Annotated in this window: 7 protein-coding genes and 3 pseudogenes; 6 read left to right on the forward strand and 4 right to left on the reverse strand. The window is 71.8% G+C overall.

What is annotated here, in order from left to right:
* Nucleotides 1–285: 285 nt before the first annotated feature.
* Nucleotides 286–615 (reverse strand): annotated as a pseudogene (locus tag ACFZCP_RS34770) (transposase); the annotation flags it as partial.
* A gap of 210 nt (nucleotides 616–825) precedes the next feature.
* Here ACFZCP_RS34770 and ACFZCP_RS34775 point away from each other — a divergent pair.
* Both ACFZCP_RS34775 and ACFZCP_RS34780 read left to right on the forward strand, forming a co-directional pair.
* Nucleotides 826–4,029: a hypothetical protein gene (locus ACFZCP_RS34775; protein ID WP_391435707.1), complete on the forward strand. Its 3,204-nt coding sequence runs from the start codon at nucleotides 826–828 to the stop codon at nucleotides 4,027–4,029.
* Between the two features lie 9 nt (nucleotides 4,030–4,038).
* Nucleotides 4,039–10,236: a toxin TcdB middle/N-terminal domain-containing protein gene (locus ACFZCP_RS34780; protein WP_391435710.1), complete on the forward strand. Its 6,198-nt coding sequence runs from the start codon at nucleotides 4,039–4,041 to the stop codon at nucleotides 10,234–10,236.
* Nucleotides 10,237–11,171: 935 nt separating this feature from the next.
* Here the strand turns inward: ACFZCP_RS34780 and ACFZCP_RS34785 are convergent.
* Nucleotides 11,172–11,837: pseudogene (locus tag ACFZCP_RS34785) on the reverse strand (MFS transporter); the annotation flags it as partial.
* Between the two features lie 192 nt (nucleotides 11,838–12,029).
* On the opposite strand from ACFZCP_RS34785, the gene ACFZCP_RS34790 reads away from it, so the two are divergent.
* On the forward strand, nucleotides 12,030–12,368 hold the full coding sequence (locus ACFZCP_RS34790; protein WP_391435713.1) for a hypothetical protein: 339 nt from the start codon (nucleotides 12,030–12,032) through the stop codon (nucleotides 12,366–12,368).
* Nucleotides 12,369–12,423: 55 nt separating this feature from the next.
* Here ACFZCP_RS34790 and ACFZCP_RS34795 read toward each other — a convergent pair whose 3' ends face one another.
* The gene (locus ACFZCP_RS34795; protein ID WP_391435716.1) at nucleotides 12,424–13,443 is read right to left on the reverse strand and encodes a hypothetical protein; all 1,020 of its coding nucleotides are present in this window, start codon (nucleotides 13,441–13,443) and stop codon (nucleotides 12,424–12,426) included.
* Nucleotides 13,444–13,570: 127 nt separating this feature from the next.
* Between ACFZCP_RS34795 and ACFZCP_RS34800 the strand changes: the two genes are divergently transcribed.
* A complete protein-coding gene (locus ACFZCP_RS34800) occupies nucleotides 13,571–14,029 on the forward strand; it encodes a DUF4442 domain-containing protein (protein ID WP_391435719.1) in 459 nt (152 codons plus the stop codon).
* Nucleotides 14,030–14,296: 267 nt separating this feature from the next.
* Here ACFZCP_RS34800 and ACFZCP_RS34805 read toward each other — a convergent pair.
* Nucleotides 14,297–14,389 (reverse strand): annotated as a pseudogene (locus ACFZCP_RS34805) (UTP--glucose-1-phosphate uridylyltransferase); the annotation flags it as partial.
* A 566-nt stretch (nucleotides 14,390–14,955) separates the two neighbouring features.
* Between ACFZCP_RS34805 and ACFZCP_RS34810 the strand changes: the two are divergent.
* A complete protein-coding gene (locus tag ACFZCP_RS34810) occupies nucleotides 14,956–16,956 on the forward strand; it encodes a ricin-type beta-trefoil lectin domain protein (protein WP_391435723.1) in 2,001 nt (666 codons plus the stop codon).
* Nucleotides 16,957–17,570: 614 nt separating this feature from the next.
* Nucleotides 17,571–24,899 carry an SDR family NAD(P)-dependent oxidoreductase gene (locus ACFZCP_RS34815; RefSeq protein WP_391435727.1) on the forward strand — a complete coding sequence of 2,443 codons (7,329 nt, stop codon included), beginning with the start codon at nucleotides 17,571–17,573 and terminating at the stop codon, nucleotides 24,897–24,899.

Here is a 24,899-nt window from a genome sequence, read left to right on the forward strand (position 1 = left end):
ACCCAGGCAGAGCCGAGCAGACGCGGCCCATGGCGTCCAGGTCGTTCGTACAGTGGCGCGCTCCACCTGGACGCCATGAACCACGCCCGCTCCACCGTGGTGTGGGTCGACGGCGTACGGGATGAGAGCTGGGGTGAGTGGTGGGTTAGGGCCGAGAGATCTGCTGAGGCTGCCGGGACTCTGCGGCCGGGGCACAAATTGTCGCCCATTCGGCGGTACGGCGGGGTGAGTTCCGCTTTTCCAAGCCCGGCACCTGGGGCGAGCCCGACGCGGAGGCCGTGCTGGTCACCAACCGCTACGGGTCTCGTCTCGTTCGACGAGGAGGCCGTTCTCGAAGCGGGCGCCGGCTCGAACGAGGGCGACGAGGTGCGGTGCGGTGACCGCTCGCCAGCGGGCCTGGGCGGACTCGACGAGTTTGAAGACCATCGCAAGGGCCGCGGCCGGGCTGCCGGCGCCGCGGGTGACCTTGGTCCGAGGCTTCACGGTGGAGAAGGTCGACTCGATCGGATTCGTCGTCCTGAGATGGACCCGGTGCTCGGCGGGGAAGTCGTAGAACGCCAGCAGCTCGTCGACCTCGCCGGTGATCTTCTTGACGGCCTTGGGGAACTTCGCCCCGCCCGCACGAGCGGTCCGACGGCCTTCTCCGTCCGTCAGCCGTATTCGTTCGTCAGCCGAAGTCGTTCGTTCACCCCGACGAGCCGAAGTCAGTAGCATCAGCCGACAGTCCGTGAACGTCCAGACGTGGGTGGCGCAGTCGCCCACCGTGCAGGGGGGCCGAGCATGACGCGTGGACTCATTTCCTACTCGCCCAGACACTTTGTCAGTGTGTTCGACGGTGACGATGCCGCCGACACCTCCGAGTCGGCCTATCTGAAGTCGGTCGAGGCGGCGATGCTGGCGGCCAACAACGCCTATGCAGGCCGCCGTTATCAGGAGGCGATCGACGGGTACCGGGCAGCGCAGGCGCTCGTGTACGGCCACCTGGACCCGGGGGTGCATGTGGGCGTGCTGCGGGGCATCGACCTGCTGCCGCGCCACCCCGATCTGTTCGCACCGCTGTTGTCGGCCGCTGTCGAGTGGGCCAACGTGTTGCCGGTTTCCGGCCCGTGTTCGGGCATCCAGCCGCGGATGGACGTCGACCCCGACCTGCTGGGACAGACCACTCTTCTGTCGGCCGCGGGGCTCACGTCGCCTCGGTTCGACGGCCCCGGCCTGCGCGCCGCCGCGGATGTGGCGATGTACCGGACCATGCAAGGCTTGGGCAACGAGGCAGCGGCGACGTTCTATCTGCGCCGCGCGGAACAGATCAGCCCCGAGGTCACCGGGCTCCTCCTGCAAGCCCCATCGCCCCAGGAGGTACGGGCCGACAACGCCGACAGCGCTCCTGCCGGCGCAGAGGCGCGCAGCGTCGACAACGTGCTCAGCGACGTGCCCGGCAAACGGGCGGCTCTCGAAGAGTCCGCGCCGTCGCCCCTCACGCTGCCGCCCTCCGTGACCGTGGACCGCGCTCTCGCGCTGGCCTTCGACGAGCGGGCCGAGCCGTGGGTGGTGAACTGGCAGCCCGGTGACGCACCCCCGGTCGACCAGGTGACCGAGGCAGCCTATGCGCGGCGGGTCTCCCTGGAGGTTTTGACCGATCTTGTCTCGCGGCCCCAGGTGCCCAGTGATTTCAGTGTGTCCCTTCCGCACCTATACTTCTACGTGATCCCGCTCGCCCTCGCCGAGTGCTATCACGCTCTGCAGGACTGGCAACGGTCCGAGCAGCTGTACCTGACCGCGAGTTCGTACCCGTACCTGAACACCGCCGTCGAGACGCCGTACGTCTGGCTGCGTCTTGCGGGCCTGTACGTGGACTGGGGCAATCAGCTCTACCGCGACGAGGACGCCGCCGCGGCGCTGCCGGTATACCAGCAGGTGTTGACCCTCGAGGGCACCGTTCCGGAGGGCAGCCCGCTGTACACGACGACGTCCCTGGCCGGGTGCGCCGACATGGCGCGGAAACTCATCGGCCTGCTGGACAGCGTGATGGACGACACGTCGAAGATCTCGGACCTCGGCATCGCCCCCGTCCTCGCCGCTCTCGTGCTGGAGACGCGCCAGCGGCTGCTGCAGATCGGAGCCGGGCTGGACTTCTGGGGCCACTGGAGTCCGAGCGTGCCGATCTGGACATTCGGCTACCTCCAGCAGGTCGCGGTGAGTTTCACCCAGCTCGCGGTCTCCGCGGAGCGGGACGTGATCAGCTTCTGGGAGCGTGCCGACCAGGGCCGGCTGACCCGGATACAGCTGTCCCAGGGGGTCGCTCAGGCACAGGCCGAATCCTCGGCGGCGGCGACGCAGGTCGCCGCCGCCCAGGCGGAGCGTGACGCCTATCGGGCCGGTGCCGATCTGGCGGACACCCGGGCCGCCGACGCCGAGGCGAACGCCGACGAGTACGACGCCATGTCCGCGGACGCGATCGTGCACCAGGCGTTACAGTCCCAGCTCGGTGGTGGCGACGACGGCGACTCGGACACGCTCAACGCCTACGCCGATCAGATGATGTCCGGCTCCTACAGCCTGACGGGCAGCCGCGGCACGCTGGCTGCGGCGGAGCAGCTGACCGCCTCACGCCTGAACCGGCAGTACGAGGTCGACTCCATGCGCCGCACCCAACAGGAGATGGCGCGGGCCGCGGCGCAGGCGAAGGCCGAACTGGCTGCGGCGGACGCCCGGGTCAGGGCTGCTCAGGCCGCGAATGCGGTGGCCGAGTTGCGGGCGAAGAACGCCGCCGCGGTCGTGGATGCCTTCGACGCGCAGACGTTCACGCAGGACGTATGGCACGCCATGGGCCAGGAGATGATGCGGCTCTACCAGCGCTACTTGGGTATGGCGCTGAAGACCGCCAAGATGATGCAGAGCGCCTACAACTTCGAGACCGACCAGGAGCTTTCCTTGGTCAAGGCGGACTACTCGTCCGAAGAGGTGAGGGGCCTGCTCGGGGCGGACGCCCTGATGGCCGATATCCAGAGTTTCACCTATGACCTGGTGACGACGACGCGTGGCAAGCCTCAGCCGGTGAGACAGACGATCTCGCTGGCCGAGCGGTACGGTTGGCTGTTCGAATCGGAGTTCCGCAGGACGGGTTCGATGAGTTTCGAGACCCGCGTCGACGACTTCGACGGCGTCTACCCGGGCTCCTACGCGGGCCGGATTCGTTCGGTGGAGGCTGAGGTGGTCGGAGTCGTGCCGGTCGCCGGGCTGTCCGGAACACTGACCAACAGCGGGATCTCCTCCTACCGCACGCCCGCCGCGCTGTGGGGTGACCCCGCGGACAGCGGGCTCAAGCACCGTGTGCAGCCGAAGGAGACACTGGTCCTGTCTGACTACTCTGCACGCTCCGACGGCCTCATTTCCCCGCCGGACGTACGCATGGGTGGCCTCTTCAGCGGTGCGGGGGTCGTGTCGTCGTGGCGGCTGGACATTCCCCGTGAGGTCAACGACATCGACTTCGGCGCCCTGCTGGACGTGCGGCTGACCTTCGTCTACGACGCCCGCTTCGATCCGGACTTGGCCTCGCGCGTGCTGACCGACCTGCGCGGTCGCCCTGGTGTGACGCAGCGGCAGCGCGGCCTGCCGCTGCGCTGGCTGTATCCCGACCTGTTCTTCCGGTTCCGCGAGACCGGTACTTTGGCGCTCACGCTGACCGCCGCGGACTTCCCCACGAACGAGACCGCGCCGACCATCACCAGCGTGGGTGTCGTCATCGGCACCTCGGCGCCCGCCACGCCCGGCGGCGTCACGGTGTCGCTGGCGACGCCCACCTCTCCCACAACGGTGTCGAAGGCCACCACGGACGCCCACGGATCGGCGAGTTCGACCACCGTCGGCAGCCCGTGGACTTCGCTGGCGGCGGGAAGCGCCCTTGGTGCCTATCAGCTTGGCGTGAGCGCGGACGACAACCCCCTACTCGTCCGGGACGGCCGTCTGGACTTGAGCGGGATCACCAACCTGGCACTGGTCCTTGGCTACTCCTTCACCCCGCGCGGCTGAGGGGGCGGCGTGGAGCGTACGAGCGGAGTCGACGAGCAGGTGATCTCCCTGCCCAAGGGAGGAGGTGCCGTACAGGGCCTGGGCACGACCGTTGACATCGACCTCAACACGGGCACGGCGGGCTTCAGCGTCCCCTTCGAACTGCCCCCCGGACCGGGAGGAGTCCGCCCGGAGCTGATGCTGCGGTATCACAGCGGCGGCGGGGACGGGGTGTTCGGGATGGGCTGGGGCCTGGGACTGCTGGCCGTAGCGCGGCGCACCGAAGGTCGGCTGCCCGACTACACCGCGGACGACGAGTTCGCGGTCCCCGGAGTAGAGAATCTCGTCGCGCTCGGCGGCGACCGGTACCGGCCACTGGTCGACACCGTGCACTGGCTGATCGAGCGGCAGGGCGATGGCTGGCTGGTCACCGACACCAGCGACCGGGTCCATCGCCTGGGGTTCAACCCGGGCGCACGGATTGCGGACACATCCGAGGGAACCGAGCGCGTGGGCGCCTGGCTACTGGAGTCGCTCACCGACTCCTTCGGGAACTCCGTGGCGTTCACCTGGGAAGCAGACGGCTCGCAGCGCTATTTGCACACGGTCCGCTGGGGCCCCTACACCCTCACCTTCACTTACGAAGACCGCAACGACCGTCTGTTGGACGGCAGATTCGGCTTCCTCGTCCCCACCGACCGGCGTGCCCGCACGGCGGAGCTGACCGTCGACGGCGTCGCTCAGCACCTCGTGCGTTCATGGCGGTTCTCTTACGAGGACGCGGACAGTCGGGGCCGCTCCCACCTGGCGGAGATCACGGTGCTCGGCCACACTGAGGACGGTGGCACACTGGCGGGCCGACCGCTGACGTTCAGGTACGCGGCCCCCGCCACTGCCGAACTGAAGCGCTTCACCGGCGCGGTGCCGCCGGACCTCGCCTCACGCAGGGTCGAACTCGTCGACTGGGACGGCGACGGCCTTCCCGACCTCCTCGACCTCGGCGGTGGCCTGCCGCGGCTGTGGCCGAACAGGGGCGACTGCACCTGGGGCGAGGCTCGCACGCTGACGCGGATGCCGGCACCGTACCGGCTTGACCGCGCGGCGGTCGCGTTCGCCGACATGAACGGCAGCGGCACCGCCGACCTGGTTGTCGCGGACCGCCCACTGCCCGGCTACTACCCGCTCGTCCCCGGGGGCGGCTTCGGCCCCCCGGTGCAATGGCGGCGCTCGCCCGCCGCCGCGCTCGCCCGCCGCGACAGCCGGCTCGTCGACCTCGACGGGGATGGTGTCGCGGACCTCATGACGAGTCTCGGCCGCACGTTCGCCCTCCATCTCCGCGATGGCGACGGCTGGTCGGACGAGCCACGGGTGCTGCCCGAGCACCAGGCGCCGCCGGTGGACCTGCGCGACCCGCATGTCGCGCTGGCCGACATGACCGGGGATGGGCTTATGGACCTGGTCCGCGTGGATGGCGGTGGCGTCACGTACTGGCCCGCGCTGGGCAACGGCCGCTGGGCAGAAGCCGTGCGGATGACCCCAGCCCCGGTGCTCCCGGCGCGCTACGACCCCGCTGACCTCTACCTCACCGACGTGGACGGCGACGGCTGCGCCGACCTCGTGCACGTTGGCCCGGGCAGGGTCACCGTGTGGTTCACGACTGGAGCCGACCGGCTCAGCGACCCCGTGGTGATCGAGGGAACACCGGCGCTGCCGCCCGGCGCGGTGCGGCTCGCCGACATGACCGGCACCGGCACCGCGGGTGTGCTGTGGACCGCGCCGTCAACACGCACCGGTCTGCCTGGCCCCTACGTGTTCCTCGACTTGACCGGAGGGATTAAGCCGCACCTGCTCACCGAGATAGACAACGGACTCGGCCTCACCACCACCATCAGCTACCGCTCGTCGACCTCCTACGCCCGCGAGGACGCCGCCGCGGGGCGGCCCTGGCGGACCTTCCACCCCGTCGCGGTCCACTGCGTCGGGCGTGTCGAGTCGACCGACGCCGCGACCGGCGTCACCTCGGCGACCGAGTACGCATACCGGGAGGCCCGGTTCGACCCGGACGCCCGGGCGTTCCTGGGCTTCAGCGAGGTGATAGCCGACACCATCGGCGACGAGACCGCCCCCACCACACGGGTCGTCACGACATTCCACGTCGGCCTTGACCCCGACGACCCAGGGCGCCCGCTCTCCACCGACGAACGGCTGCGGCTCGGCGCGCTGCGTCGTCGCGTGCTGTCCACGACGACCTACGGGCTGGATGGCTCCCCAGACGCGGACCGCCCCTACCACGTCGTCCGGCACCGTTACGACACCCACGTCGTGACGACGGCAGAGAGCGCCCGCGTCGTCGTGCCCTTCGAACGGAGGACCGTCGAAGAGACCTGGGACCGCGGCAGCGCACCCTTCGCCATCCGCGAAGTGGACTACCTGGAGGTGGACACCGCCGGCAATGTGCGCCGTCAGCGCAACCGTGCCTACCGCCCCGGACAGCCCACCGCCGACCAGGATGTGACAACCGAGGTGGCGTTCGCGCGCGGGGGCGTGAACCTCCTCGCCGTCCCGGCCCGGGTCACGCAGCGGGGCGCCGACGGCGTGCTGCTCGGCACATCGATCACCTACTACGACGGTCCGGACCATACCGGTCTGCCCGAGGGACTCGTCGACTTGGGCGCGGTGACCAGGATCGAGGATCTCGCCCTCACCGACGAGACGGCGGCGGCGGTGTATGGCGCGGATCAGCCGGACTGGGAGTCGCTCGGCTACCACCGGATGCCAGAAGAGCAGGGCTGGTGGGTGACCCGGCGCAGTCACGCCCGCGCCACGTCTTCGGAGGGGACCTCACTGGTCACCCGCAATTCCCTCGGCCACGACGCGCGGCTAGACAGCGACCCGACCGGCCAATACCCCCGGCGCACCACCGACCCACTGGGCAACGTGTTCACGGCCGAGGTCGACCGGCGCACCGGCCAGATCAAGGCGGTCACCGACCCGAACGGCAACACCACACGGGACGAGTTTGACGCGCTGGGCCGGGTGAGCGCCACCATCGAACCGGGCGACACCCCGGCACTGCCGACCGTGAGCTACGCCTACGACCTCACCACCGCACCGGTGCGGCTCACTATTGCCCGCCGGATCGCCTCCGGCAGCCCCGACACGCACACCACGTACGAGTTCAGTGATGCCATGGGACGCCGCATCGCCGCCATGGCGCCCGGTGAGGGCGGACCGGGCCGCGGGCGTCTCGTCACCGAATTCCGTCGCTACAGCGGCAAGGGGCACATCGCTGAGACCGCCGTGCCCTACTACGTCGACCACGTCGACACGCCCGCGTGCGTACCGCCTCCCGAAGGGGTGCAACGTGTGCGCATGCGCTATGACGCGCTGGGGCGGCTCGTTCGGCAGGTGGTGCCCGGCGTCGAGTCGGTCGAGCGTGTGTACACGCCGGGCGGTATGACGGTCACTCGAACCGCGCCGGGCTTCGCGCCGCGCACCATGGAGACCCAGGAGCACGACGCACTGGGCCGCAGCGTCTCCATCGGCCGCAACGACGGGACCCGGTGGATCCGTTCCACCTACACCTACGACCACGGCAACCGGATCGCCTCCGCGACAACCCCCGAAGGAGCGGTCACCACCCTGATCTACGACCTGCTCGGCCGCCCGCTGTTGCGTGACTCACCGGACACCGGCCGCGTCGTCACAGTGGTCGACGCGGCCGGCAACCAGGTGCGCCGCACCCTGCCGACCGGCCAGAGCGTCCTCACTGCCGTGGACCCGCTGGGCCGGGTGACCGAGGTGCGTGAGGCCGACGCCACCACACCCGAGATCAGCTATTCCTACCTGGACAGCGGCTCCCCACTGCCGTCCGACGGCGCGCGCAACAGGGTCGGCCGCCTCCACCAGGTCACCGACCGGCTCGGCACCATCACCTTCGCCTACGACCCGGCCGGCCGTCCGCTGGAGTCGACGCGGACCGTGACCGTACTGGGCGGAGCGTCGTTCGTCACGACCACCGACCACGACCGGCTGGGACGGCCCGTCAGCGTCACCCTGCCCGAGACGGCGCCGGGTGCGGGCCGCCGCGTGTTGCGTTACACCTACGACGCGCGCGGGCTGATCGCGTCCTGCCCGGGACTGGTGACCTCCGTCGAACGCGATGCCGCCGCCCGCATCACCCGCATGGTCTTCGCCAACGGCACCGAGAACCTTGCCTCGTTCGACCCGGTCACCGGACGCATGACCACCCAGCGGGTACTCGCGGGCGATGGCACGGTACTGCGCGAGGAGAACTTTAGCTTCGACGAACAGGGCAACCTCGTCGGCGTCAGAGCCCAGCGGGACGAGGACACCGTCACCTATACCTACGACGGCCTGAACCGCCTCGCGAGCGCCACCTACGGCAGCGGTGAACGGTTCGGCTACGCCTACTCCGACTCGGGCAACGTCACCCATGTGGACGGGCTCGGCGGCCTCGGCTACGCGCCGGGAGGCGGCGCCACGCTCGTCACGGCCGGCGCCGACCGCTACGCCCATGACGCCGCGGGCCGCCTGACCTCAGCGCCGTACGGGACGCTGACCTTCGACGCGTTCGACAACCTGCGCACCGTGGTGACAGCGGACGACGCCCGCCTGGACCACGACTACGACTTTCGCGGCCAGAAGGCGGTCACCTATCGGGACGGCGTTCTTCAGTCGGTGTCGGTTACACCTCACCTTGAGAAGCAGGGCGCCGAGTTCGTGCTGTGGCTGCCGTTCGGTGGCATGCGGGTGGCAGCGGTGTGCGGCGGGAAGCAGGTGTTCGTCCATTCCGACATGATGGGCACCCCGACGCTGTTCACCGGGGCGGACGGCGGCGAACTGCGGCGGCTCGCGTTCGGGCCGTACGGCACCCTGCGGCACGACACGGCACCGGGCCTCGGGGGAGCCGGAACTGGTTCAGAGGTGGGACTGGTCTGTCTCGGACGCCGGTGGTACGACCCACGCCTGGGCCGCTTCATCAGCCCGGACCCGATCGTCCCCGGAGTGTTCAATATCGACGCCTGGAACCCGTACGTCTACGCGCACGACAACCCGGTCGCGTTCGTGGACCCGAGCGGGTGCGGCTTCTGGAACGTGATGGCGATCATCGGTGTCGGGCTGGTCGTCGCCACGCTCATCGTGGGGGCGCTGTTCACCGGCGGCGCCACGCTCTGCCTGGCCGGTGTCGCCATCAACGTCAGCGCCGGCATGATGGCGGCGACGGCCGTCGGAGTGGCCGGCGGGGCCGTCGTCGGCGGTATCGCGGCGGCACGCGCGGGGGGCTCGGTCGCCGCAGGTGTACTCATCGGGGGACTGCTCGGCGGAATCGGCGCCCTGGCCGGCGGCGCGGCCGGTGCCGCCGTCGGCGGGTGGTTCAACACCTCGGCAGGCGCTGCGACCACGCTCAGCTATGTCACGAGCGGCGCGGTACAAGGCGCCATCGCCGGTGCCGGTACCGGTGCGGCGATCGGTTTCGCGGGCGGCAAGGGATCTGCGGGGAGCTTCTTCAAGTCCGCCTTGAAGGGAGCGGAGTGGGGTGCGCTCACCGGAGCGCTGCTTGGCTTCGGAGTGAAGGCCGTGCTGATCGGGTTCGGGGGCGGCCCGGCGGACAACTACCTCATGCTCGGTACGCTCCAGAAGTTCGATCCGAGGGAGCCGGCCGAAGCCGGATTGCTGTCTCTCAAGTCCTTGGGCTACGTCGACACCACCGCCTCCTTCGGCTGGGACGCCGCCAGCGAGGCCAACGCCATCTCGCGCGGTGGTCTCGGCGCCTTCAACGGCAACGGGATCACCGAGTTCGTGAACACCGGCTACATCAAGGGCGCGAGCGGGTGCTTCGAGACGACCTTCGACATCACCGGCGGCAACATCGGCGGGGTGCTGCTCGGCCGCAGCGGCGCACTGATCTGCGTTCCCATCGGATGGGTACCCCAAGCGGTGCTGTCGGCCGGGGGCCTGACGTCTGCGGTCAACCTCTCGATGGTGCTCGACTACAGCGGCAAGATGTCCTACGCGGACCAACTGGTGTTCCTCGGGAACGCCGTCCCCATCCTCGACCTCGCGCTCGGCGCCTTCGAAGAGTTCAAATACGGCTGGTGGGAGGACGGCAAGAGCGGGTTCTCCAAGTGGTTCAGATTCGTGCCTGACTCGGGCGAAAGCCCGAGTCAGATACGTCCTGAGAAGCGGTGTACGGGTTCGGCCTGATCCGATGGTCTGCTCCCGTGCCGGCTTATTGTCTTTCCGGGAGGCCTTTGGCTGATTACCGCCCGTCACGCCTTCGCCCTGGCTCATGGGGACAAGGCGAAGGCATGTTCGCGGCTCCCCTCTCAAGTGAGTCCCGCGTTCCGCGTAATTTGGAGCCTCTGGAGCAACGGCATGCCTACTGGCCTGCGGTTTCGCCTTGTCGAGCGCCGCAGGCCGCTTCTCTAGTGCTCGACGTTTCCGCAGGTCAGGAGGGGTTCTGCGAGTGACTCTGAAGTCGCTGGGAGGCGGTCTCGGGCGAGCCAAGCTTGGTGCCACGATAGGGGCGCAGCGCCGTGCTTGGCGCGAGAGACGTCAACTCGAAAGCGGCAGCCCACACCCCAGCTGCTGTATAGCAATGAAGTACAGCAACCAGCCCATCCGTAGCTGACCGTTACCTGCCCCAGCCCCCGGCTGACCAGTCGAGGAGACCTCAACGACCGCCCCGCCCATAGTTCGCATCGAGGAGCGCACCTGGTCGGGCGGGTGTCCGCCCGTCTCAGTTTCCGTCTCATTCAGCGACGGACACCACCGTTCAGGCGGGTCCAGCCCCCGGCACGTGAAGAGCGCCCGGACGGACATGAACGCAGGTGAATGCCCCGGCACGGCCTCTGGTGGGCCGCCAACAGACTTGGAAAGCGTGTTGCTGGGGGTGCGGGGATGCCAGACGCGGCGACGGCCTGCAGGCCGATGCGTGAGGCTCTGCAGGGTTGCTGCCAATGTCGGCGAAGAAGCTCACCGCAGCCACTTGGTGCGCTAGAAGTCTTCCGTGCGTAGTCTCCTGCAAAGGCTCGTCGAGAGCCGCGCGTGGCGGGTCGCCCGGGTGATGGCCTACTCCCTCGCAGGTCTTATCGGCGTGGGGATCTTCGTCGTCCTGCCGGTCACAGCCCAACTCAGTGGGTGAACTCCCGCCAGCCCTCCCGGAGATCGGCCAGCATGCCCTCGCCCGGCGCGCGCGGCGGGATGTGACCGACGTCGAGGAAGGAGCGCAGGGCGCCGGCGACGGCGAAGGCGGCCGCGTCGATCGCCAGGACCCAGCCGGGGCCGATCGCCGCGACCAGCGCGCCGCCGAGCGCGGCACCGCCGAGCGCCGCTCCCTGGGTGGCCATGCGGAACAGGGCGAACGCCCGGGCCGCCTGTTCCCCCTCCACGGACGACATCAGCATGCCCTCGGCCGCCGGGCCGAAGAAGGCCTGCCCGGTGCCGCCCAGCGCGGTGAGCAGCATCATCTGCCACAGCCGGGGCTCACCGGTCAGCACGAGCAGCGCGAAGGCCGCCTGGGAGAGGCAGTTGAGGGCGTTGGCGGCGACCATCACCCGGTGCCGGGGCAACCGGTCCGCGATCGCGCCGCCGATGAGCAGGAACACCACGAGGGGCAGGGTGCGGGAGGCGGCCACCAGTCCCACGTCCCCGCCGTCGCCCCCGGCGTCGAGCACGGCGAACGCGGCGGCGATGAGCGAGCCGTTCGCGCCGAGGCCGGTGACGACGGCCGCCGTGGTCAGGAGGGAGTAGTTGCGGCTCACTCCCGGGGCTCCGGGCGGGCGGCGGAGGACGGCTGATTTCACCGGGTGACTATCGCTTGTGGGTGCCACGGATTCAAACCCGTTTGCGACCTCGGCCGGCCGATCCGGCCAACTCGCCGTGCATGGCGCTTTTTTGACTGTGAACGGGAGAGCCCTTTAAGCTCATTTGATCATGTTCATGACTATTTGTCGTGAACGTGGCGGATATGTGTGACAGGAGAAGAGAGGATCTTCATGCGCAAGCATGTTGCAGCCCTGATCGGCACGGCTGCGCTCATCGGTGCGGCCGTGCCGGCCGTCGTCGCGGCGCCCGCTTCGGCCGCGTCATTGCGCTGCGAGCCCGTCGGTCACCGCTACGTCGTGACCAAGGACGAGGCCCCCATCCACAAGACGCCGAGCCCCCGCGGCAAGGTGATCGGTCACGCGCTCAAGGGCCACCACGTCGTCTCCCACTATGAGTGCAACAACAGCAGCGGCACCTGGGAGTGCCTTTCCGACTGTCAGGTCTCCGACAACGGCCCGAGTACGGTGTACGGCCACTGGATCTACCGCGGCTACCTGAAGCAGGGCTGAGTCTCCAGAGCGTTCCGGCCCGCCGAGTCGCGGTGGGCCGGAACATCCCGCGGGCTCAGTCGGAGGTCGGGGTTCCGTGCAGCCGGATCGTGCTGAGGACCTTCAGGACGGTCGCCTTCGGGATCTCACCCTTCACGCCAGTGGCCCCGTAGAAGTCGAACGACACGAAGTCGTGGGCCGAGTTCTGGAAGCCGAAGGTGAGGGCCTTGCCGTCGGTCACGCACTTGCCCTTGCGCGGCGTGTGGATCGACTGGGCCCAGGCGTAGCTGCCCTGGACGCCCGAGGCGGACTTGAAGGGGGTGGCCTTCTTGTCCCACGAGATGCTCTTCTTGTCCGGCATGGTGTATCCGCCGTAGACCCACCACGGCGGTGTGTTGATCGCGATCTGGTCCGAGTTCTTGGCGCCGCTCGCGCCCTTGCTGCCCACGACCGCCAGCGGGGTGTCCTCGGAGCGGCCGTCTTTGTCGTCGTCGGACGTGCACCACTTGGACTTGTACTCGGCAAGGCCCGACATGGTGATGCCCGTGTCCTTCTCGGACTTCGGGAAGTCGAAGTTGACCGCGAGGCCGGGCGACTGGACCTCCCAGTCCGCCGGCACGTCGAAGGCGACGCCCCACTTGGGGTTCACCACGACCTTCCAGCCCGCGATGGTCGGCTTCTCCGTCTCGTTGCCGCGCGGGTCGCTGTCGTCCGAGGACGAGGTGGCCGTGGGCTGCTGCGTCGGCGACTGGCTCGCGTGCCCACCGCCCTTGCCGCCGTCCGCCTTGTTGTCCTTGTCGTCCTTCGAACCGCCGAGCACCAGGAAACCGGTCACACCCGCGGTGATCACGACCGCCGCGGCCGCGATGACCGCGATCAGCTTCGCGCGCCCGCCGCCGCCCTGTGGGGGCTGCTGCATGGGCGCGGTGGGCGGCTGCTGCTGCCCCCACTGCGGTTGCTGCCCGTACCCGCCGGCCTGCGGGTACTGCTGGTACCCGGGCTGCTGGTACGGATTCGGCTGCTGGTACCCCGGCTGCTGGTACGGGTTCTGCTGCGGGTTCTGCGCGCCCCCTGGCGGCTGCTGATCTGGCCACATGGCCGATAACCCTAGTGCGACGGCGACACGGTTCGGTCACCGGCTCTTGTCAGGGTCGTAGCAATGGGGAGCGGTGTGACGCGATCGTGCTGGCCAGCCTCTCCTACCCGTGAGTAACATGGCGGCCATGAGCGCAGACCAGATGTCGATCGGCGAGATGCTCGCCGCCACCGTGCCCATGGCCCGGACGCTGAACCTGGAGTTCCTGGAGACCTCTCCGGAGAAGGCCGTGGTGTCCCTGCCGGACCAGGGCGAGTACCACAACCACGTGGGCGGCCCGCACGCCGGCGCGATGTTCACGCTCGGCGAGTCGGCCAGCGGTGCCATCGTCCTGGCCGCGTTCGGGGACCAGCTCTCGCGCGCCGTGCCGCTCGCCGTGCGGGCCGAGATCGCCTACAAGAAGCTGGCGATGGGCGCTGTCACCGCGACCGCGACCCTGGGCCGCCCGGCCGCCGACGTCGTCGCCGAACTGGACGCCGGGCAGCGTCCCGAGTTCCCGGTGTCGGTCGAGATCCGGCGCGCGGACGGAGCGGTCACGAGCGAGATGCAGGTCCTCTGGACGTTGCGGCCCAACAGCAAGGGCTGACGCAGCACCTGGAAGGAGGGGCCCGATCGGGCCCCTCCTTCTTTTTCGTCGCACTTCCACGCCGGCTCAGGCGGCCCGGCGCCCGTCCCGGGTGTCCGCCCCGCCGTCCCTGCTGTCCCCGCTGTCCTCCGGATCCGCCACGAACTCCTTGAGCCGGCCGGTGAACGCGGGGCCGAGGACCTGGCGGGCACCGGCCGGGCGCACCACCGTACGCAGACAGCCGGCCCCTTCCTCGCCGGCGGGTTCCACCGCCGCGCAGCCGTAGAGGTCCAGGCGCGCGGTGTCGCCCTCGGCCGCCAGGGCCTGCTCCAGCTCGAAGGCGTGGTCGAAGTGGTCCTCGATGGTCCGCTTGTGCCGGCCGGGATGAGAGTGCGCCGGGAGACGCATGGGAACCGGCTGTGGGCGGGCGTCATGCGGCCGGCCCGTGCGGCTGCCGTGGGGGCGTCGTGCGACCGGTGCCCGTCGCCCCGCTGCCGCCGGGAAGGCCGGGATCCCTTGTGCCGTCCGGCTTTTGGCGCACCGGTGGTGGTCGGGTGCCGTCCAGCCCTTGCCGCGCGCGGCGGTCGGGTGCCGTCCGGTCTTTGCCACGGTCGCAGCGGCCGTGTGTCGTCCGGCTTTTGCCACACGTCACCGACCGTGTGCTGTCCGGCCTTTGGCGCATGCGCTGCGGCCGTCACGCAACCCCCGCTTCGCAAGCGTGTGTGAATACCCGCGGTAACTGCCGTGTATTTCTTCGATTCTGAGGTCGGGTCAATCGAACTTCTTGTTTCCCGCGATGCGCATGTGCGAAGGTGAGCCTCCCCATGGGAGGGCAAAGGCCATGACCGAACGCTAAGGCCGGCCCATTAGGTATGCACCAATCAGGCGCTGCTTTCCGACAGGACGCCTTTCGCATGCCGTCCTGCGGCTGGAAAGGAAATGGTTTCGTGCAGTCCCCCTACCCCCCACGCCCACCGTTCCCGCCCCGCCCCGGTTCGCTTCCGGGCGAGTCCGACCGTGACCTCCTCGCCCGACTTGACGGCCCGGACGACGGCCGTCATCACGCCGTCGCCCTGCTGCTGGCCCGCCACTGGTGTGCCGTGCGCGACTATGCGGTCGTCTGCCTGGCCGCCACCGGGCCTTCGGCCCAGATGGTGGCCACCGCCGCCGTCCAGCGAGTGCTCGGCCGACTGGCCGGCGGGGCGGCCGGCGGCGCCCTGCGTCCGCAACTCCTCGTGGCCGTACGGGAGACCGTCCGTGTCTGGGCCGCCGACGACGCGGCTTGTGTCGTCGTGCCGGAATTGCGCAAACCCACCGGCGGGCGTGGCCTTCGCGCGGCAATGCCCGGCACGCCCGAAAGGCGACACCTCGCCGAACGCGCATTCCAGGCCCTGTCCGGCGCCGCCCAATGCCTTCTGTGGCATACCGAGGTCGAGGCGGAGCCCATATACATACCCGCTGGTCTGCTGGGTGTCGACGAGGTCACCGCGGCGGCCGCCCTGGAGCGGGCTCGCGAGCAATTCCGCTCGGCCTGCGTACGGGCCCACCGGGAACTCGCGCCCACCAGCGAATGCCGCTTCTACAACCGCCTGCTGGATGTCCCCATTCGCCGCGGCGGCTCTCTCCTCCCTGATGTGCAGCACCATCTGACGGCCTGCCGTCACTGCCGGTATGCCGCCGAACAGCTCGGGTATTTCGACGGCGGCCTGGACGTGCTGCTCGCCGAGAGCGTGCTCGGCTGGGGCGCCCGCCGCTACCTCGACTCCCGCCCCGGCCGCGGCGCCGCCGAGGGGTGCCCGGCCGGGCCCCGCGCGGCACCCCCGGCGGCGGGCGGCCGGCACCGTACGGCGCCCGAGGGGAGACGTCGTACGGCCCTGGCGGTCGGTGTCGGCCTGGCCTCGCTCGTCCTGCTCGCCACCGTGCTGGTGACCAAGGGATGGTCCGATGACAACGGTGTCCCCGGACCCGGCGCCACCTGGGGCGCCCCGGCCGGCCGGTCGACCCGCACCGGTACGGCGGGCGCCACCGGCGAGCGGTCTGCGGCCGCCTCTCCTTCCGCCGCCTCGGTCGGTGAACCCGTCGAGGTCGCGCACGGCCGGCTGCGCAGTCTCGACACCGGGCGCTGTCTGGACGTGCGCGGGGGCAGGGCCGAGCCGGGCGCCGGTGCCGTGCTCGCCGTGTGTTCGTCCGCCGCCTCGCAGCAGTGGTCGTACCGGGACGACGGGCTGTTGCGCAGCGCCGACGATCCGGCCCTCTGCCTGGCCGCCGACCCCGGCACGCACGGCGTCGTGGTGTCCGGCTGCCTCGTGCACGCCGGCGAGGTGGTGTACGACCTCACGGTCCGCGGCGAACTCCTGCTCCGTCGGCCCAGGGGTCTCGCCCTCTCCCCGGGTTCCGGCAGGCCCTCCGCCCCCGTGGTGGTGACCGCCCGGGACGGGTCCGGCCGGCAGCGCTGGGCCCTGGAAGCGGCGCCGGCACCGGCCGCGGTTCCGCGCGGCTCCGGCGCGCCGGATGCGCCAGGCGCTCCGGACGCACCCGATGTACCTCATATGCCCGATGTGTCTGATGCGCCTGATGACTCGGGTGTACCGGGCGTGCCGGGCGTGCCGGGCCGGGGCCGGCCCGAGTCCTCGCGGCGGTCCGCCGAGCGGCCCGGCGGGGACGCGCCGCGCGAGAAGTCGGCGCCCGGGGCCCGGCGGCCCGGGCGGGAACGGGTGTACCAGCCCCGGATCGCCCAGGTCGGCACCGCCGACGCCCCCGCTCCGGCCGTGCCCGCCCTCCCTCGGGCCGACCCGACTCCGGCCGACCCGGCTCCGGCCGACCCGGCTCCGGCCGACCCGGCTCCGGCCGTGCCCGCCTCCGCTCGCGACCTCGTGGGCACGCTCGTGTCCCCGGTCGCCGGCGTCCTCTCCGCCGCGCCGACGGCGGTGGGCTCGCTGCTCGGCTGAACGACGACCGGGGGTCACCGGAAGGCGGCCCCCGCTCGCCGTCTCCGGCTCCTGCCCGCCTTCCCTGGCCGCCGCTCGCCTTCCCTGACCCTCCTCGGCGATCCCCGACCCCTCTATGGCGATCCCCGGCCGCCGCTCGCCTTCCCCGGCCTTCGCGTGCCCTCCGCGATCCCCGCCTGCCGATCATCGCCCGCCGCCCGCCGCCCGCCGCCCGCCGCCCGCCGCCCGCCGCCCGCCGTCCGGCGCCCTTGCCGGTGTCCGGTCGGCGGTGTGCCGCGATCGAGCCACCGGCTGGATGTCATGGGGAATTTACAGAAGCCGCCTTCGTGTCCCGGTGTGTTGCCGTCGGGTGTGTCCGTGGTGAATGTGCCAGGCGCTTTGCCTGACTTGTGCCGGTGTGGGGGAAGTAAGAGAACTCCGTGCGGACCGGGCGCCGACTGGGATTGCTCGGATTTTCAATTGCTTGCGGGGAATTCGCCGGGCTGGCCGGATCAATGCCACCGACAGCAAAAGCGCCGCATCGTTATTGACCCGTGAGTAACAGCTCGCTAGGTTCCGTTGGCCTCGCCGCACAAAACCCCCACCGTGCTGTCCTCCCGTTTCTTCGGAGCAACATGACCTCCCCTGTGCGCGCCTACGACCTGATCCTGTGTCTCACCCCGTTCGGAGAGCCCGATGCCGGACTCGCCGCTGCCGCCTGCGGTTCCGGCGCCCTCGGCATCCTCGACCTGGGCGCGGGCGACCGCGGATCCCGCGAGGAGCTGACCCGCCTGCGCCGCGCCGCGCCCGGCCCGTTCGGCGTGCGCGTGAGCGGACGCTGCGCCCTGCGCCCCGCCGATCTGGACGGGGTGCCCGGCACCGTGGTCCTCGCCGCCGACGCCCCTTGGAGCGTGCGCGAAGTCGCCCCGCTACACCGGGTGCTGGCCGAAGTCACCGGTCCGGCCGAGGCGCGGGAGGCGGTCCGCGCCGGGGCGCACGGGCTGATCGCCCGGGGTGCCGAGAGCGGTGGCCGCACCGGCAGCCTGAGCACCTTCGTCCTCCTCCAATTGCTGTTGAATGACGATGAGTTGGACGTGCCCGTCTGGGCCTGCGGTGGCATCGGCCCGCGTACGGCGGCGGCTGCCGTGGCCGGCGGGGCGGCCGGTGTGGTCCTGGACAGCCAGCTGGCCCTGCTGACCGAGTCGGCACTGCCCGAGGCGACCCGGGCCGTGCTGCGGTCCCTGGACGGCTCCGAGACCGTGGTCCTGGGCGGCCACCGGGTGCTGCGCAGGCGCGGTCCCGGCACCCCGCACGCACCGGCCGACGACCCCGCGGCGGTCGCCCCCCTGCTCGGTGCCCGTGACCTGCGCCGCCAGCTTCTCCCGGTCGGCCAGGACGGCTTCCTCGCCGCACGGTTCGCCGAACGGTGGGGAGACGTACGGCGGACGGTGCGCGAGATGAGGGCGGCGATCACCGCGGCCGTCGGGCCGCAGGAGCAGAGCGGCGGTGCCCCGCAGGATCCGCGCGGCGACGGACCGCAGGAGCCTGTCCACGAGCCGACGGCATTCGCCGGTGACGGCTCCGCGAAGCCCCCAGGTGATGGGCCGGTGGTATCGGCCGGGGACGGGTCTGCGGAGTCGGCTGTCGGTGGGCCGGTGGTGTCTGCCGGGCACGGGCCTGCGTCGTCTGCGGGTGCAGGGCCGGTGGTGCCGGTCGGGGACGGGCCCCCGGAGTCTGCGGATGAGGGGCCCGGCCGGGCCCTGCGGCCCGGGTCGGTCATGAGCCGGGCGCTCGGAACCCGGATCCCGGTCGCCCAGGGGCCCATGACGCGGGTCAGTGACCAGGCCGCCTTCGCCGCCGCGGTCGCCGAGGACGGAGCGCTGCCCTTCCTTGCCCTTGCCCTCGCCGACGGCGCACGGACCCGGTCGATGCTCACCGAGGCGCGTGCCGTGCTCGACGGCCGGCCCTGGGGCGTGGGCGTCCTCGGCTTCGCGCCCGAGGACATCAGGAACGCCCAGCTGGAGGCCGTACGGGAACTGCGGCCCACGCACGCGATCATCGCGGGCGGACGCCCCGCACAGGCCGAGGCGCTGGAGCGGGCCGGGATCCGCACCTTCCTGCACGTGCCCTCGCCGGGGCTGCTGCACCAGTTCCTGCAGGCCGGTGCGCGCAGGTTCGTGTTCGAGGGCTCCGAGTGCGGCGGACACGTCGGACCGCGCGCCTCCTTCCCGCTCTGGGAGGCCCAACTCGCCGTGCTGGAGGACTTCCTGGCCGAGTCCGACGCCGATGGCGAGACCGCGCGGCAGCTGGAGGTGTTCCTCGCGGGCGGTATCCACGACGAGCGGTCCGCCGCCATGGCCGCCGCCCTCGCCGCGCCCCTCACCTCCCGGGGCGCAGCCGTCGGCGTCCTGATGGGCACCGCCTACCTGTTCACCGACGAGGCCGTGGAACTCGGCGCGATCCGGCCGCTCTTCCAGCGACAGGTGCTGACCGCGACCACCACGGCACTGCTGGAGACCGCACCCGGCCACGCCACCCGCTGCGTCCCCAGCCCCTTCACCGCCGACTACCGCGACCACGAGGCCCGGTTACGCACCTCCGGCCTGCCCGACCGCGAGGTGTGGGAGGCGCTGGAGCGGCTCAACGTCGGGCGGTTGCGCATCGCCAGCAAGGGCGTCGAGCGCTCGGCCCGCGGCGAGCTGACCGACGTGGGCGAGGAACGGCAGCTCGGCGACGGGATGTTCATGGCCGGCGAGGTGGCCGTACTGCGCTCGGCGACCACCACCGTCGCCGCCCTGCACCACTGCGTCACCGACGGCGCCGCCGACTTCCTCACTGCCCGGGCCGCGCGTCCCGCCGCCCGCCCGGCCGCCGTGGCGGCGCCCCCCGCACCGCTCGACGTCGCCGTCGTCGGGATGGCCTGCATGTTCCCCCAGGCCCCCGACCTTGCCACCTTCTGGGCCAACACGGTCGCCGGACACGACGCCGTCACCGAGGTCCCGCCCGAGCGCTGGGACCCCGCGGTGCACCACGCCGCCGGGAGCACGGCCTCCAAGTGGGGCGGCTTCCTGCCCCCCATCCCCATCGACCCGCTGGGCTACGGCATCCCGCCCGCCTCCCTCGGCAGTATCGAGCCGGTCCAGCTGCTCTCCCTGGAGGCGGCCCGGCGCGCCCTGGAGGACGCCGGATACGGCGCCCGAGGACGGGAGTTCGACCGCTCCCGCACCTCGGTCGTCTTCGGTGCGGAGGCGGGCAGCGACCTGTCCAACGCGGCCACCCTGCGCGCCGTCCTCCCGTCGTACTACGGAAAGGTCCCCGACGGTCTGGACGAGCAGCTGCCCCGGCTGACCGAGGACTCCTTCCCCGGCATGCTCGCCAACGTCATCTCCGGCCGGATCGCCAACCGGCTGGACCTCGGCGGCGCCAACTACACCGTCGACGCTGCCTGTGCCTCCTCCCTCGCCGCGCTCGACGTGGCCTGCAAGGAACTCGTCTCCGGCAGCAGCGACGCCGTCCTGTGCGGCGGAGCCGACCTGCACAACGGCATCAACGACTTCGTCCTGTTCTCCTCCGTGCACGCCCTCTCGCCGACGGGCCGGTCCCGGGCCTTCGACGACTCCGCCGACGGCATCGCGCTCGGCGAGGGCGTGGCCTGCGTGGTCCTCAAGCGGCTCGCGGACGCCGAACGCGACGGCGACCGCATCTACGGCGTGATCAAGGGCATCGGCTCCGCCAGCGACGGCCGTTCCCTCGGCCTGACCGCACCCCGTCCCGAGGGACAGCGGGCCGCGCTCCTGCGCGCCTACCGCAACGCCGGGGTCTCGCCCACCCAGGTCGGTCTCGTCGAGGCGCACGGCACCGGCACGGTCGTCGGCGACCGTACCGAACTCGCGGTGCTCGGCGAGGTGTTCACCGAGGCGGGCGCCGAGGCCGGCTCGTGCGTGCTCGGCTCGGTCAAGTCGCAGATCGGGCACACCAAGTGCGCCGCCGGACTCGCGGGCCTCATCAAGACCACCCTCGCCCTGTACCACGGCGTCAAGCCGCCCACCCTGCACCTGGAGCGGCCCAACGCGGCCTGGTCGGAGGAGGACAGCCCGTTCGCCTTCCACACCCGCGCCCTGCCCTGGGCGGCACCGGCCGCCGAACGCCTCGCCGGTGTCAGCGCCTTCGGCTTCGGCGGCACCAACTTCCATGCGGTCGTCGGCGCGTACGCAGACGCGGTGCCGCCGCGGCACACCCTGGACGCCTGGCCCGCCGAGCTGTTCCTGTTCCGGGGCAAGGACACGGCCGCGGCCCACCGGGACGTCGAGCGGATCCTCGCCGCCGCCGAGTCCGACGGCCGCCCGTGGCGCCTGCGCGACCTCGCGCTGGCAGCGGCCCGCCGCGCGGACAGCTCCCACGAACCGGTGCGGGCGGCCGTCCTGGCACGCGACGCGGCGGAGCTGACCGGACAGCTGCGCCGGGTCCTGGCCGGCGATCACGACCCGGCGTCCGGGATCCGTCTGAGTGACCCGGCCGCGCCTCAGGAGGACGGCGCCAAGGTCGCCTTCCTCTTCCCCGGCCAGGGCAGCCAGCGGCCCGGCATGCTCGCCGACCTCCTGGTCGCTCTGCCCGAGCTGCGGTACTACCTGGAGCTCGGCCGCGCCCACGCCGACCGGCTCTACCCGCCGGCCGCATTCGACGAAGCCGCCGGGGAACGCCGCCTCGCCGCCCTCACCGACACCCGGACCGCACAGCCCGTGCTCGGCATCACGGGCCTGGCAGCCCACGCCTTCCTGACCGCCGCCGGCGTGCACCCGGACCTCGCCGCCGGACACAGCTACGGGGAGCTGGTCGCCCTGAGTGCGGCCGGTGCCCTCGACCCGGAGACCCTCCTGGAGCTGAGCGGCGAGCGTGCGAGCGCGATTCTGGCGGCCGCGGGCGAGGCCCCCGGCACCATGGCCGCCGTCGGAGCCCGGGCCGAGGACGTCGAACGCGTGCTGCGCGCGGCGCCCACACCCGCGCCGGTCGTCGTGGCCAATCGCAACTCGCCCGAGCAGTCGGTGATCTCAGGTCCCACGGCGGACGTCGAGGCCGCCGTACGGCTGCTGAGGGAGGCCGGTCTGGGAGCGCGGCGCATCCCCGTCGCCTGTGCCTTCCACAGCCCGGTCGTGGCCGCGGCGGGGGAACGATTCGCCAAGATTCTCGCGGACACGGCCGTTCGGGCCCCCGAATTCCCCGTCTGGGCCAACCGCACCGCCGCGCCCTACCCCCGGGACGCCGACGCCGTCCGCGCGGAACTCGCCGCCCAGATCGGCGCGCCGGTCGCCTTCGCCGACCAGATCGAGGCGATGTACGAGGCGGGAGCGCGGACCTTCGTCGAGGCCGGACCCGGCCGGGTCCTCACCCGGCTCGTCGGCCAGATCCTCGGCGACCGCCCGCACCTCACCGTCGCCTGCGAGCCCCGCACCGACAGCGGGCTGACCGGCTGGCTCGACGCACTCGCCCACCTGGCCGTCGCCGGGCTGCCGGTGCGCACCGCCTGGCTCTTCCGGGGCCGCGACGCCGTCGACGCGCTGCGGGCCCCCGCGCCGCGGCGGCCCGGCTGGACGGTCGACGGACACCTCGTCCGCACGGCCGACGGAGCACTCCTGCCCGGTGCCCTCGCACCGGCCCGACGAGTCGTGGAGACGACTGTGACGACGAATGCGCCGCACGGCGACCCGGTCGGCCGGGACGCGCTGATCTCCGAATTCCTGCGCACCAGCCGGGAGATGATCGCCGCCCAGCGCGACGTGCTGCTCACCTACTTCGGGGCCGCGCCCGGAGCCGTCCCGGCGGCGCCCGCCGCCCCCGCCGCGCTGCCGCAGGCCGCGCTCCCCGAGCCGGACCGGTACGCCGCCCCGCCGGCGGCTCTGCCCGGGCAGTCGACGTCCGGGCAGTCGACGTCCGGGCAGTCGACGTCCGGGCAGTCGACGGCCGCGCAGTCCGAACCGGGGCGGCCGGCGCCCGGGCCCGCCGAACCCGGGCCCGACGTCGAGCGCGTCGTCCTGGACATCATCAGCGAGCGCACCGGCTACCCCGTCGACATGATCGAGCCCGACCTCGACCTGGAGGCCGATCTGAGCATCGACTCGATCAAACGGGCCGAGATAGCGGGCGAACTCGCCCGACGGCTGGGGATCGCGGGCGGCGCGGAGCTCCTGGACGACGCGGAACTGGAGGAGCTGACCAAGGCGCGCACGGCCGCCGCGGTGACGGCCTGGCTCACGGCACGGGCCGGCGGCGCCGGGGCCGCGGCGGGCGAGGACCGGGCGACGGCCGAGCCACCGTCCGGCCCGGACACCGGGCAACGAACACCTGCGTCGGTCCAGGAAGCCGGGGGACTGACACCGGCGTCCGGCGCGGATACCGGGGGACTGACACCGGCGTCCGGCGCGGAAGCCGGGGAACGGACACCGGCGTCGGGAGCACTCACCTCCGCGGAGGCACCGGCGACGCCCCTCGGCGAGGCTCCCCGGCGCTGTGCCCTGCGCCCGGTGACTCTCCCGCAGGCGAACCCCGCCCCGGACCCCCGGTCGGGGCTCTCCGGCCGCCGCTTCGTCCTCCTCGGCGACGGGCGGGGCGCCGCGGCCGAGGTCACGGCCGGGCTCACCGCCCACGGCGCCCACGCGGTGACCGTCGGCCACGACCATCTGCTCGGCACGGCGGACGGCACGGTCGACGGCGTCCTCTACCTGGGCGCGCTCGGCGGCCCGGAACTGCCGGTGCTGCCCGAGGCCTTCCCGGTGCTGCAGGCGGCCCTGGCGCGCGCCCCGCGCAGTCTGCTGGCCGTCCTGCCGGACGACGGTGCCGGGGCGACACGGTCGGCCGGTCTCCACGGCCTCTTCCGCAGCATCGCCCGGGAGTACCCCGACACCCTCGCCCGGATCGTCACCGTCCCCGACATCGCTCCCGCGGCCGTCGCCGACGCCGTACTCGCCGAACTGCTCGCCACGGAACCGGCCCCCGTCGTCCTGCGCACGGCCACCGGCGCACGGCACGGTTTCGAGCTGGTGCCCGCGCCCCTGGGACCGCTCGGCAGCACCGGCGCGGGCCCCGCCGGGGAGGGCGCCGCCGAGGCCGCGGCGCTCGGCCTCGACCGGGACTCCGTGGTGCTGCTCGTCGGCGGCGCCCGGGGCATCACGGCGAAGTTCGCGACCGCGCTCGCCGCCGCGAGCCGCTGCCGCATCGAGCTGCTCGGCCGCACGCCCGCTCCCACCGCGCCCGAGCCCCCCGCGATCGCCGCCGCCCGCACCCCCGTCGAACTGCGCGCCGCACTCGCCGCGGACGGCACGCCGAGACCGGCGGAGATCAACCGGGCCGCCGAACAGATCCTCGCCCAGCGGGAGATCACCGCCACCCTCGCCGAGCTCACCGCCCTCGGCAGCGAGGCCCGCTACCGCTCGGTGGACGTCCGCGAACGGGACGCCGCACTCCAGGCGGTCAAGGAGATCCACGCCGAACAGGGCAGGCTCGACGGAGTCGTCTTCGCCGCCGGGGTGATCGAGGACCGGCTGATCGCCGAGAAGACCCCCGAGTCCTTCCGGCGCGTGTACGGGACGAAGACGGCCGGGGCCGCCGCGCTGCTCGCCGCACTGGAGGACCTGCCGGGCGCACCCGCGTTCACCGTGCTGTTCGGCAGCATCGCCGCCGTCCTCGGCAACCGCGGCCAGGCCGACTACGCCGCGGCCAACGACGCCCTGGAACGTCTCGGCGCCGACTGGGCCGACCGCACGGGCCACCGTGCGCTCACCGTCCACTGGGGCCCCTGGGCGCCGTCCGGCAGCCACAACGGCATGGTCGGCGAGGAACTCGGCCGCGCATACGCCCGCCGCGGGGTGAAGCTGATCGATCCCGACGAGGGCACCGTGGCCCTCCTCCGGGAACTGGCCTGGGGCGACCCGTCGGCCCGCGCCGTCGTCTACACCGCCTCGGGCTGGTGA

This window comes from Streptomyces sp. NPDC007971, assembly GCF_042958635.1.
GTDB lineage: Bacteria > Actinomycetota > Actinomycetes > Streptomycetales > Streptomycetaceae > Streptomyces.

Coding starts and splice junctions, on each gene's coding strand:
- ACFZCP_RS34790 (WP_391435713.1), top strand. CDS start 12,030: ATGCGCAAGCATGTTGCAGCCCTGATCGGCACGGCTGCGCTCATCGGT.
- ACFZCP_RS34795 (WP_391435716.1), bottom strand. CDS start 13,443: ATGTGGCCAGATCAGCAGCCGCCAGGGGGCGCGCAGAACCCGCAGCAG.
- ACFZCP_RS34800 (WP_391435719.1), top strand. CDS start 13,571: ATGAGCGCAGACCAGATGTCGATCGGCGAGATGCTCGCCGCCACCGTG.
- ACFZCP_RS34815 (WP_391435727.1), top strand. CDS start 17,571: ATGACCTCCCCTGTGCGCGCCTACGACCTGATCCTGTGTCTCACCCCG.